General features: G+C 61.0%; 9 protein-coding genes. 6 read left to right on the forward strand and 3 right to left on the reverse strand.

The window, feature by feature from the left end:
* Positions 1–86: 86 nt before the first annotated feature.
* Positions 87–1,163, reverse strand: a complete 1,077-nt coding sequence (gene motB / locus IEY47_RS12075; RefSeq protein ID WP_188983497.1) for a flagellar motor protein MotB — start codon at positions 1,161–1,163, stop codon at positions 87–89.
* A 9-nt stretch (positions 1,164–1,172) separates the two neighbouring features.
* A complete protein-coding gene (motA, locus tag IEY47_RS12080; protein WP_188983498.1) occupies positions 1,173–2,024 on the reverse strand; it encodes a flagellar motor stator protein MotA in 852 nt (283 codons plus the stop codon).
* Positions 2,025–2,302: 278 nt separating this feature from the next.
* On the opposite strand from motA, the gene IEY47_RS12085 reads away from it, so the two are divergent.
* The 5 genes from IEY47_RS12085 to IEY47_RS12105 all read left to right on the forward strand — a co-directional run bounded on the left by IEY47_RS12085 (position 2,303) and on the right by IEY47_RS12105 (position 9,674).
* Entirely contained in the window at positions 2,303–3,844 is a 1,542-nt protein-coding gene (locus IEY47_RS12085) for an HDOD domain-containing protein (RefSeq protein ID WP_188983499.1), read from the forward strand.
* An 87-nt stretch (positions 3,845–3,931) separates the two neighbouring features.
* Entirely contained in the window at positions 3,932–4,747 is an 816-nt protein-coding gene (locus tag IEY47_RS12090; RefSeq protein ID WP_188983500.1) for a rhodanese-like domain-containing protein, read from the forward strand.
* Positions 4,748–4,814: 67 nt separating this feature from the next.
* Entirely contained in the window at positions 4,815–5,690 is an 876-nt protein-coding gene (gene asd / locus IEY47_RS12095; protein WP_188983501.1) for an archaetidylserine decarboxylase, read from the forward strand.
* A 93-nt stretch (positions 5,691–5,783) separates the two neighbouring features.
* The gene (locus tag IEY47_RS12100) at positions 5,784–7,499 is read left to right on the forward strand and encodes a cyclic-di-GMP receptor FimW-related protein (RefSeq protein ID WP_188983502.1); all 1,716 of its coding nucleotides are present in this window, start codon (positions 5,784–5,786) and stop codon (positions 7,497–7,499) included.
* Positions 7,500–7,619: 120 nt separating this feature from the next.
* On the forward strand, positions 7,620–9,674 hold the full coding sequence (locus IEY47_RS12105; RefSeq protein ID WP_188983503.1) for an EAL domain-containing response regulator: 2,055 nt from the start codon (positions 7,620–7,622) through the stop codon (positions 9,672–9,674).
* 79 nt (positions 9,675–9,753) lie between these two features.
* Here the strand turns inward: IEY47_RS12105 and serB are convergent, their stop codons facing one another.
* Positions 9,754–10,959, reverse strand: coding sequence for a phosphoserine phosphatase SerB (gene serB / locus IEY47_RS12110; RefSeq protein WP_229779401.1), 1,206 nt, complete (start codon positions 10,957–10,959; stop codon positions 9,754–9,756).
* A 232-nt stretch (positions 10,960–11,191) separates the two neighbouring features.
* Here serB and IEY47_RS12115 point away from each other — a divergent pair, with 232 nt between their 5' ends.
* Positions 11,192–12,772 (forward strand): AhpA/YtjB family protein, encoded by a 1,581-nt coding sequence (locus IEY47_RS12115; protein ID WP_188983504.1) that lies wholly within the window; start codon positions 11,192–11,194, stop codon positions 12,770–12,772.
* Positions 12,773–12,804: the final 32 nt, after the last annotated feature.

The following is a 12,804-nucleotide window of genomic DNA, read 5'->3' on the forward strand; positions in this document are numbered from 1 at the left end:
CACACGCTAGAACGAGCTACCGGCTCGGACTTGAATCCCTACAGCACGCGTCCAAAGACCGTGAGATTGGAGCCGGGCGAGCCAGCTCACTGCCGCGTCTGGTCGAACTTCAGCACACCGGCTTCGAACACGTTCGCCTGCTTCTGCACGGCAGACGCCGGCATCGATGTCACCGGCGCGGCAGGATCGCGCTGCGCACCTGCCGGGGCGGGCGCGGCGTTATCCCCTGCGCCGGGTGCGGCGGGCTGCGCATCGGACGCCGGGGCGTCGCTATCGCCGTCGGACGGTGCGCCTTCGCCGTTGCCTTCCATCGCGCTTTGCGCCTTTTTGGTCAGCACGATGATGTCGATACGCCGGTTGACCGGGTTCATCGGATCATCACGATCGAACAGGCTGGACGATGCGTAACCCACTACCCGCGCAACCTGATCTTCCGGATAGCCGCCCGCTTCCAACGTTCGCCGCGCGGCGTTGGCACGACTGGCCGACAACTCCCAGTTGCCGACGCCGTTACGACCGGCGAACGGCTTGGCGTCCGTGTGACCGCTAATGCTGATCTTGTTGGGCACCGCTTTGATGGTGTCGGCCATGATCAGCAGAATGTCCTCGAAATAGGGCTGCAACTGCGCGCTGCCCAGGTCAAACATCGGTCGGTTATCGGCGTCCGTGATCTGGATGCGTAGCCCGTCCTGAGTGATTTCGAAGTGAATCTGATCGCGGAAATCCTTGAGCTCCGGGTTCTCGTCGACCTTAACCTGCAACTCTTTGAGCAGCAGTTCCAGACGCTCACGGTCCACCTGCTCGGCCAATTGCTCCGCCAGCTTCTCCGCCTGCAACGCTTCATCGGCCTTATCCGGCAGGATTTCGTCTTGCGGCTCTTCCTGAATCTGCGGATTGATGGTCTTGTCCGGTGACGGCGTTGGGGTGCCGCCCAGGTCGATCACGTACGGGCTCGCACTTTCGCTGAAGCCGATCGGATCCTGGAAGTAGCCGGAAATGACGCGCTTTTGCTCAGGCGTCGCTGACGACATCAACCAGAGCACGAGGAAGAACGCCATCATCGCCGTGGCAAAGTCGGCGAACGCGATCTTCCACGCGCCGCCGTGATGGCCGCCGACGACCTTCTTGACGCGCTTGACGATGATTGGCTGATTGTTGTCCATCAGTCAGCCTCAGTTGCCGCGCACGGCCTGTTCCAGCTCACTGAAGCTGGGGCGGTGAGCCGGATAGATCACCTTGCGGCCAAACTCGACGGCCAATGAGGGCGGCATGCCGGATGCGGATGCCACCAGGCTCGCCTTGATCGCTTCGAGCACGTTGAGCTCTTCTTTGGCGTCGTGCTCCAGGCTCACCGCCAGCGGCCCGAAGAACCCGTATGCAGCCAGAATCCCGAGGAAGGTACCGACCAGCGCCGCACCCACGTGCTGGCCGAGCGCGGCCTGATCGGCCTCGCCGAGCATGGCCATGGTCACGACGATCCCAAGAACCGCGGCAACGATACCAAAACCTGGCAGACCGTCAGCCACCCGTGCCACAGCATGGGACGGGTGCTCGAGTTCTTCTTTGATGCTGTTGAGTTCCATGTCGAACAGGCCTTCGAGCTCATGGGGCGCCATGTTGCCGGACGACATGATCCGCAGGTAATCACAGATGTAGGCGATCATCCGCTCGTCTTTCAATACGGTTGGGTACTTGCTGAAGATCGGGCTGGCCGCGGGGTCCTCGAGGTCGCCCTCGATGGCCATCATGCCCTCGCGACGACTCTTGTTGAGGATTTCGTACAGCAGCCGCAAGACGTCCAGGTAAAACGCGTGCGTAAAGCGCGAACTGAACATCTTCAAGGACTTCTTGAACACGTGCATGAACGCACTGCCCGGGTTGGCCTGCAGGAATGCCCCCAACGCCGCACCACCGATGATCATCACCTCGAAAGGCTGGATCAATGCGGCGATTTTGCCGTGAGAAAGAACGTAGCCGCCCAGGACGCTGGCGAAGACTACGATGATGCCGATGATTTTTGCCATTGAGGGAGATCTTGCAGAGTCAGTCGGAAGAAGAATTTCGCATCGTCGGATGCACGCTGATGACACGCGCACTCGATGACGTTTTGAGAGCCCGTTTACGATCGCACGAGCTGAAGCGCAGCGGATCGTGAACAGGTTCTGAGGGGTTTATCGGACGATTCGCGGGTGACTATAGGCCGCTCACCGGAAAAAGCCATTTTTCCGGATTTATATTTACGTTATGGCTGCCGATACACTGGGTATCCGCGGCAACGTCATCCGAACGGTCATTCATTCCCATGCCAGACAAGCATTCGATACCGAACAATCAAGGCGCGTGGCTCAAGCAGTTGGACGCCGTAAGATTGCCCATTCCGGCCGAACGCCACCTACAGGTGCGGCGCGCATTGGGCGACAGCCGTCGGACGATTCGTGACATTGCCGACCTCATCCAGGGCAGTCCTGCGCTGGCGCTTGCCGTATTACGCGAGGTGAACAAACGCCAGAACGGCTTGGGTGATCCTGCCGAAAGTCTCGAGGTCGCGCTCACGCGCCTTGGACTGAAGAATGCCGAAGCGCTTCTAGAGCGCTTGCCGTCGGTTCCTGAAGCCGACATACCACCTGCGTTACGTCAGCTCCAAGCCATCAGCCAACACGCGTGCCAGCAAGCCAATGGCTTGTTCGCCTCCCGACTGGCCCGCCTCTGGCAAGACATCCATTGGGGCAGCCTTTTGTTTCTCGCGCCGCTGTGGACACTTGCCGCGGCGCATCCGCGACTCTTCGAAGAATGGGAACGCCGCGTACTCGCTAACGACGAGCCGCCGGTCCTCGTCGAGCGAGAGTTGCTCGGCACATCGCTCATGCCCCTGTGCCTGAAACTGGCGGAACGCTGGCACCTGCCCGACTGGATCGTGCAGGGTTATCGCCTGCTGGTCGAGGATCGCCGCCTGCTGGCGAAGGCCCTGCACGTCGCCCGCGACACGGACCATCCGCTGGCGAGGCAACAGCGATTGGACGAGGACGAAAACCTGCGCCGCTGGCTGACACAACCAGCCAACACCATCGTTCTGGCCAACGGTTTGGCACTTTCCTCCTACCATGCCTGGGACAGCCCTCACAGCATGCGTTGGCAGCGACTGACGGCGCTGTACATGCAGGTCGAACTGGATGAACTGCAGCAACAGGTGCACCAACTGGCCGTTCACAGCGCACGTCAGCAGAAACAGCAGGATCTCTGGCATCCCGCGGAAGCACTGCTATGGCCATGGCATGCCCGCCGTCTTGGCCCGTCCACGGAAACCGCCGACGCACCGACAACCCAACCAGCGACAAGCGATGCAGTGGAATGGAAAGCCCTATGCGCGAACCTGTTGAGCACGCCATCGCCGTTCGTCAACGTGCTGCAGCTATCCTCCGCCGCCCGCGACGCCGTGGTAGCCGGCGGCATGCGCCGGGTAATGATCTTTGTTGCAGACCGGACACAGAGCGCACTGCTTGGCCAGCAAGGGCACGGGCTATCGGCTGACTCGGCCGGACTGAAACTCGAAGCGGCGCAAAGCCAAGTGGTCCGCCGCCTGCTTGCCGGCGCCGGACAACTACGATTGTCGCCAGCGAACGTAGCGCAATTCTCGCCTCTACTCCCCGGCAACCTAAAAGCGCTGTTCCCGAGCGAGCATTTGGTCCTTCGTTCGATCGCGCTGAATGGCAAGGTCGCCTTCGTGCTGGTCGCTGACCAGGACGGGCTACCGCTCAGTGACGCATCGCTACAGATCTTCGGCAAAACGGCCCAGTGCATCGAGCGCGCCCTGATGCTGTTCGCTGGACGTTCCGCACGCGGTTAGCGTTCGCTTACACAGTCCGTATCGCTACGCCTGTCACAAGCCCTGCTATCCGCTACAATCCCGGGCTTTACGCTCCGGAGACCCCGCATGTCTGCGTTGTCCGAACTGCCCTTGGTCATAGAGCCAGCCGATCTTGCGCCGTTGCTGTCCGAGCCTGAGTTGATCCTGGTCGACCTCAGCAGCGCTGCACATTACGAAGCCGGCCATCTGCCGGGAGCCCGTTATGTCGATTACAAGCGCACTCAGTTGGGTCAACCGCCCGCCCCCGGCCTCTTGCCGTCGAAGGCAGCCCTCGAAACCCTCTTCGGCGAACTGGGCCATACGGCGGATTCCGTCTACGTGGTGTACGACGATGAAGGCGGCGGCTGGGCAGGCCGATTCATCTGGTTGCTCGACGTCATCGGGCACCACCGTTATCACTATTTGAACGGCGGTATCCACGCCTGGCATGCCGAGGGTAGACCGCTCACGCAGGATGTTCCGGCGGCAGAGTCAGGCCCGGTTAAGATTGAAATCGATGACGCGCCCACCGCGACGCTGGACTACCTCCAAAGCCGCCTAGGCGCCGAAGACTTGGCTATCTGGGATGCGCGTGGTCCGCTGGAATACAGTGGTGAAAAGGTACTCGCAGCCAAGGGCGGCCATATTCCAGGCGCGGTGCATTTCGAATGGACCGACGGCATGGACAAGGCACGCCACCTGCGAATCCGGGAGGACATCGCCGAACACTTGCGAGCGCTAGGGCTGACGCCTGACAAAGAAATCGTGACGCACTGCCAGACGCACCATCGCTCGGGCTTCACCTACCTGGTTGCGCGCGCGCTCGGCTATCCGCGCGTCAAAGCGTATGCCGGTTCTTGGTCAGAATGGGGCAATCACCCCGATACGCCGGTCGAACCCTAGGCCCTTTTGAACGACACCCTGTCCGCACGGCTATAGCCGGCGTAGACACTTTCTCCAAGGATTTCCGATGACGCTTAAAGATCGCCTGTTCATTTTCAGCCAGTACATCACCCCCCATCACCTGCTGTCGCGTGCCGCTGGGTGCGTTGCCGAGTGCCGTGTGCGCTGGTTCAAGAACGCGTTCATCAAGGGATTCATCAACCGCTTCAATGTGGACATGCGCGAAGCGCGGGTTGAAGACCCCACCGCCTACGAGCACTTCAATGCCTTTTTCACCCGGGCCCTGAAAGACGGCGCCCGCCCGCTGGATCCCGCGCCGGATGCCATCGCCTCCCCGGTCGACGGCGCCGTGAGCCAGGCCGGCACCATCGAGAACGGTCGCATATTCCAAGCCAAAGGCCACAGCTTCAGCGCGTTGGAGCTTCTGGGCGGCGACGCCAGCCGTGCAGCCCCGTTCATGGGGGGCGAATTCGCCACCTTGTACCTGTCGCCAAAGGATTACCACCGTGTGCACATGCCGATCAGCGGTACGCTGCGGGAGATGATCTACGTGCCAGGGCGAATCTTTTCGGTGAACCAGGTGACAGCGGAAAACGTGCCCGAGCTGTTTGCCCGCAACGAGCGAGTGGTGTGCATCTTCGATACGGAACGTGGCCCTATGGCAATGGTGCTGGTCGGCGCGATGATCGTGGCCAGTGTAGAAACGGTATGGGCAGGCCTGGTGACGCCGCCCAAGCGCGTCTTGAAAAGCACGCGATATGACGAAGCCGCGCGCCAGCCGATCCGGATTGAAAAAGGCGAAGAAATGGGTCGTTTCAAATTAGGTTCCACCGTAGTCATGCTGTTCGGGCCCGAGCAGGTGTCGTGGGCGGAGGGCCTGAAGCCCTTGGCGCCAGTCGTCATGGGGCAGACCATTGCGCACAAGCGGGCCGGTAGCCTTTGAAATGACCCTTCAAGCGCCAATGCAATGGTGGAATGCGAACTGGCGCACATAATGTTAAAGTGCCATGCATCTTGAGACGTGCCTTACGATGCGATGGAACAGTCAGCACCCTACCTCCGTATTGCAGCGCCTGACCGCCTGACGTTGAGCGCTTGCGCAACCGACGTCGCGGCATTCAGCGAATGGCTTGGCGCATTGCCGCGCCATCAGTTGGGCATCGTTGCTCAACAGCTGTCTACGATGCTGCTCGAGCTGAACCGGTTACACGCAACGCCAGCGTTGCTGCTTCAACTGTTGGACCGTTTGCGCACGGATGTTCAAACGACCTGCCATCAACTCGATGGCAAGGTCGCGCAGACGTCCATGCAGGACGAACGCACACGTAAGGTCGTAACGTTGTGTCAGGCGCTCCAGACGCAATTGGCTGCGGGCTACAAACGCGTGGCGCTGGAATGCCTGCGCGGGCTTGACCGCGACGACGCGCTCGCAACCCAAGCCCTGCAGCGCGCCCTTTCGACTCTGGGTGGCCCCCTCCTTAGGACAGCCCGCCGGTATTGCCACGCACCAACGGGACTTTGGCTTGAAGCCCATCAGTTACACGGGCTCGCACGCCAGCATGCGCTGCACTCGACGCCAGCACCGGACGACCTGATCGCCGTAGGCCACCAATCGATCGATGAAGCCTATCTGGCCCTGCTGCTGTTCGGCTCTGCACGCACCAATCAATTGCGCCCCTACGCGATCGAGATCGTCTACACCTGGTTGCGCGATAACAGCAGCCGGGCCTACCTGACACCTGCCAACCATTCGGAATGTCGGTTCATCGTCGCCGCTGGCGAAGATACCGCCCCCCGAGACAAGCAATCGATTTCGCTCGACAGTGACGCCAAGCTGGGCATCGTCACGACCTCGCTGATCGCCTCATTGAGCAGCGATACCGATACATCGGCCAAGCGCCTCGGAGCCGACGTCACTGCGCACCTGCAACGGACGTGGACGCAATGCGCGCGGCGCCGCTTCAACCGTACTCCTGGCCAGGGAACCCTGCGGGTGTGCGTTGGCATGGCGGCCGTCCATACGTTGTTTGCGGATGGCGAATCTTTCGCTGCACAACTGAAGAGCACCGCGCGGGACCGTACCGCCCGCTTTCGATTGAACAACGATGCCGATGTCTGGGCCGAAGCGCTGACCGGGGAAGCGCCTACGGATTGGCTCGGCATGCCTTCGGAAAAAGTGGAATTTCGCGTCACCGCCGAAGAGGCCACTCCAGAGAAAATCGAGCACTTCGAACCGGAAATCCTCGACCACGGCCCAGGCGGTTACTGCTTACGCTGGCCCGACGACACGCCCGCAGTGCCGCTGTCCGGAGAGATTCTGGCGGTTCAGGATCTTCAGCACCGTTGGACTTTGGCTGTCGTGAGGTGGATCAGCCGACACCGCCTGGATACCCGCATGGGTATTCAGCTCATTGCGCCGAACGCCCAGCCCTGCGGCTTGCGCCTCATCCAGAAGATAGGCGAACAAACCGAATACGTTCGCGCATTGCTGATACCTGAGAACGCGTTGCTGTCGCGGCCAGCGATGATCATTACACCGCGACTGCCCTTCCAGGAGCAGAGCAAAGTCAGCGTCAACCTTCGCGGCGAGGAGCGCCGCGCCTTGCTGATCGAACAACATGACGCCACAGCGAGCTTCAGCCAATTCACCTTCCGCTGGCTGGCGGCGATGGGCGAGATAACGGACGACACAGGCCTGTCCCTCGCGCCACGGACTCCGTCATCATCGGCACCTTCGATCTGGACGCGCTGAAGCGTTCAAACGCCGACCGTCTCCGGCTTTGACTCACCTGCCAAGTCTCTGTAGATTCTCGACAAATCATTGCCGACCCGCTTGGCGAGTCCGCCGGACGGAAGGCGCTCTACAGAAGCCATGGCCACAGAAAAAAGTACGATCCGCCTGCTGATCCTCGAGGATTCGCAGAACGAAGCCGAGCGATTGGCGAGCCTGTTCCGCAACAACGGTCGAGCCACCCGCCTGTATCGGCTGACGTCCGAAGAAGACCTGATCGACGTTCTGCGGCAGGACTGGGATCTGCTGATCGCCGCGCCGGAAAGCGAACTGCTCGCACCCGCCGATGCCCTGACTCACATCCGCCGCCTCGGCAAGGATGTGCCTTTCATCCAGTTGGTGGCGGACAACGACTCCGACAGCATCACCGAAGCCTTACTGCAGGGCGCGCACAACGCGCTTCCCCAGCATGAGGACGAACGCCTGCTGCTGGTAGCGACCCGGGAGATCGCAGCTCTGCAAGATCGTCGCGCGCGACGCGAGGCAGAACATGCGTTGAGCGAGGCGGAAAAACGTTGCGAGCTGTTGCTCGACAGTTCGGTCGATGCCATCACCTATGTCCACGATGGCATGCACATCTATGCCAACCGCACCTACCTCGGCTTGTTTGGCTACGACGATGCCGAAGAAGTCGAAGGCGTCCCCATGATGGACCTGATCACCTGTAAGGATCAGAACACCCTCAAGGACTACCTCAAGCATTACGGCGACAGCAACGCCGCGCCCGAGCTGCACTGCCAGGGCATACGTGCGGATGGGGAGCGCTTTCCTGCACGCATGAGCCTGTCGCCGGCCAGCTACGACGGCGAACCCTGCATTCAGGTCGTGATCCGCGCCGAAACGGAAAACGCTGAACTCGAAGAGAAGATTCGCGAAATCAGCAGCCAAGACCCTGTGACCGGTCTGTTCAATCGCCAGCATTTCCTAGAGCTGGTCGCCGGGGCTCTACAGGCGGAACAACCGATATGCGTCGCCTACCTGCGCATCGATCAGTACTCCACCGTGCTGGCCGACATAGGCATCACCGGAACGGACATTCTGCTCGTGGAGCTGACGCAGATTCTTAGCGAGCACATCGCCGATGGCGCGCAGCTTGCCCGCTTCGGTGACGATGCGTTCGCCGCGTTGATGCCAAGCGAAGTGTCCGGCAAGAAGACCAGCCTCGAAGCCCTGCTGCACAAAGTCGAAGGGCACCTGTTCGAAATCAACGGCCGGACCGTGCAGATCACACTCACGATCGGCCTGACCGGTACCGACGAGCAGACCTTGCAGGCCCAAGATGTCATCGATCGGGCGCTGCGTTGCGTCGACGAAAGCAACGCGGGCAACCGGTTGAAAACCTACGACGCCAGCGAAGCACTTGCCGCGGCGGCCAGCCGAGGCGACGTCCTCGCGATGATCCAGCATGCGCTGGCTAATAGCGCGTTCCGCCTGCTGTTCCAACCGGTCATCAGCTTGCGCGGCGATACGGCCGAGCACTACGAGGTCCTGCTACGGTTACTGACCCTCGAAGGTGAAGAGATACCGCCTGAGCGCTTCCTGGAGGCCGCGAAGGAGACTGGAATGGCGACGCGTATCGATCGCTGGGTCATTCTCAACGCCGTTCAATTGCTGGCCGAACACCGCAGTCGTGGCAATAACACTCGGCTGTTCATTCACCTCTCAAGCGCCAGTCTTCAAGACCCTTCGCTCGTGACCTGGCTTGCCGGGCTGATAAAGGCTCACGGGCTTGCGCCGGACACGCTCATCTTCCAGCTGCTGGAGGCCGATGCGATTACCTACCTTAAGCAGGCGCGCGAGTTGAGTAAGGGGCTCGCTGCCCTGAACTGCCACCTGTCGCTCACCCATTTCGGGCAGTCTCAGAATCCGTTCAACACGCTCAAGCACCTGGACGTGACGTTCGTGAAGATCGATACAAGCCTCGTGCAGGATTTGGGCGACACCATGCGGCGTGATGCGCTGAACGAGATGCTGGCCAATATCCATTCACGCGCCAAACTGAGCATCGTCCCTACCGTGGAGACGGCGGCCATGCTCGCCTCACTCTGGCAAGCGGGCGTCAACTACATCCAGGGCTTCTACCTTCAAGAGCCCACCCAGTCCATGAATTACGACTTTTCTTCGGACGAAGGCTGATCTGCTGCCTCGCCGGCTGGCGCATAGAAAAGGGCTGTGTCTGCAAGCGGACACAGCCCTTATTCGGTTCACTGAGCGCTTACGAGGCGGACGCGCTCTCCAAACGATGATGGTCCGGCACGCCCAGTAGGTACAGCAGTCCATCGAGCCCTGATGCCGACATTGCCTGGCGTGCAGATTGTCGCACCAGTGGCTTGGCATGAAACGCCACGCCCAGACCGGCTAACGCCAGCATCGGCAGATCGTTCGCCCCATCGCCGACGGCAATCGTTTGCTCCAGCGCCAACCCTTCGGCCTCGGCCAAGGACTGCAGTAGATCAGCCTTGCGCTGAGCATCCACGATGGGCTCGACGGTATTGCCCGTTACCACGCCATCTACGATTTCCAGCTCATTGGCGTACACGTAATCAATCCCCAGACGCGCCTGTACCTGTCGCGCGAAATAGGTGAAGCCACCCGACAGAATTGCCGTTTTGTACCCCAGGCGTTTGAGTTCGACGAACAGTGCCTCCGCGCCGTCCATGAGCTCCAGACGCTGGCCGATGCCCTCCAGAGCCGTTTCGGGCAGGCCTTTCAGCAGCGCCATGCGCGCCTTGAAGCTGGCCCGAAAATCCAATTCCCCGCGCATGGCCCGAGCTGTGATGGCTGCCACCTGATCACCTACCCCAGCGACCTTAGCCAACTCGTCGATCACTTCGGCTTTGATCAGCGTGGAATCCATATCGAAGACCGCCAAGCGACGGTGCTGGCGGAAAATGGCGTCCTGCTGCAACGCAATATCGACACCTAATTCATCGCTAGCAGCGAGCAACGCTTCGCGAAGGACCGCGGGTTCGGCAACCTCGCCAATCAAGGTCAACTGCAAACAGGCACGCTCGGCATCCGCCAAGAAAGGCCCGGAAAGACGCTGAACACGCTCGACAGACAACCCCGATTCTTCGGCGATCGACACCACACGTTGCAGGACATCCATCGTCAGCGCTCGCCCGGCTACGGTCATGACCTGACGTTGGCTGCGCTGCCCTGCAAGCCATGTCCGGTATGCCGCGTCATCGAGCGGCAGCACATCGATGTCCAGCCTGTCACTCAAGGCACGAACGCCATCGATCAATGACTGGGTGGACGTTGCCGAAGCCAGCTCCGCCAACACACTCATTTGGCAAACACCATGCACCTGAACCTGGTCGACATCCACGAGGCGCACAACACCTACGGACAGCGCAGCGAGCACGGACGCATTGGGGACCGCACCATTGGGGTAGCTGATTTTAATCTGGACGATCACGCAAAGGCTCCGTTCGCCGAAAAAGGCGGCCAGTCTACCAGCGACCCACGTTCAACGGCGCGCGTCGCGGCAGCGCCAACGAACAGCGACCAACGGCGTGCGGCGCGCATGGCGTACAGTCGCGGGGGATTACGCCGGCACGCCGTGCAATTCATGCGTGCCGCCAGCTTTGCCGGCCATATACCTGTCGTTATACTGCGCGCCATCCTTTCCGAGAGAAGAGCCGCGCTCTGTGAACCGGCCTGCGCCCGTCAAATCCGACAATTTCTTCGTCCTCCTCTTCAACGCACTGCGTCAACGTCGAGTCCCCCTGGCCCTGCGCATCGCGTTCCACAGCGTCGTGCTCGTAACGCTCGCCCTGGTGATCTATGCCTGGGTCATGGGCATGCAGTTCAAGCATGCGATGCAGGAGCAGGCCGACGCACTCGGCCAGAGCCTGACGACGCAAACCGCATCGTCGGCAAGGGACCTGCTCGTCGCGAACGACGTCATCAGCCTCAACGTTCTGCTGAACAACCTGGTGCGCAACCCCTTGGTCGCCCACGCAGCGATCTACAGCGTGGACAACCGCATCCTCGCCGAGGCGGGTGAGCGCCCTCCCCGCAGCATGCTCAACGAGGACGACGGCCTCTACACAACGCCAATAACGTTTCAGGAAGTGATCGCGGGACATTTACGCGTAACGCTGGATATGAAGCAGTTCCAGCAACCCATGACCATCAGCCTGCAAAGCATGGGGATCCTGAGCCTGATCCTGCTGGCCCTGGCCCTGACGCTGAGCCTGCGGCTGGGGCGCTACATTTCCACACCGCTGTTGCAGCTCCGCCTTTGGCTGCGCGATCCCGACTACTCGGCGCCAGGCGCGAACCGCATGGACGAGATCGGCGACTTGGCTCGCCAACTGGAAGCGCGCCTTGCGCCTCCACGCCCCGAGCCAGAACCAGAGGTGGAAGAGGACGACTACGACGAAGAAGAAGCGCCGTCCCCTCGTTTGCGCGGGCAAACACGTCCGGCCTTCGACTTGGCGAACGACGAACTGGATAGTATTGATTTCGACGAAGACGACATTCCCCGCGCATCACGCCCGCAACCGAGTGCCGCACCTTACAAGCCGTTGCCTGCTACCGTGACACACGCACCGGCACCACTGGCGCGTGATGTCAGAGAGAATGGGCTGGCCGATGCGTTCGATGAACTCGATGACAATGCTGTGCAGGTGGAGCCGTCCGCTGTTGACACCACCCGCAGCGCCGCGCTGGCCATACAATTGGGCGCACAGGATCAACTGCGGCGCCTACCCAAGGCGCGTTTGGTCGAACTTCTGGAACGCTATCGGGGTTGCCTGGATCGTGCGGCTCAGCTGTACCAAGGCGAACTGCACACCCTTGGCGATGGCAGCACGCTCGTGTTGTTCCATAGCAACGACAGCGACGACTACCTGACCCATGCCATTTGCTGCGGTGAATTGCTCCGTGCACTGGGCCATGCCTTGCAAGTGGAGGTGGCAGACAGTGGCATCACGCTGCAGCTACAGCTCGGCCTGACGTTAGGCAACGACTTGCGCCAACTTGGACAGGCCGAATTGCTGCTTAACGAGACCGCTCAAAGCGCCCTCGCTTTGAGCCAGCACAGCCGAAATCTGCTCTTGGTCGAACGAAGCGTGGGCGAAGACCCGGTGGTGCGCCAGCGCGCGCGGATACGGACCATCGCCAGCCCAGAGGGCGCCAGTTGCGTCGAGCGGTTGCTCGAGCCCTACCCTTCGCTTCTGGAGCGTCAGTTATCGCGAATGCAGGACAGCACCACCCGTTCCTGATTCCCGTCAGCCGGCGTCCCAAGACGTCGGCC

The sequence above is a fragment of the Pseudomonas matsuisoli genome (genome assembly GCF_014647635.1).
Lineage (GTDB): Bacteria > Pseudomonadota > Gammaproteobacteria > Pseudomonadales > Pseudomonadaceae > Pseudomonas_P > Pseudomonas_P matsuisoli.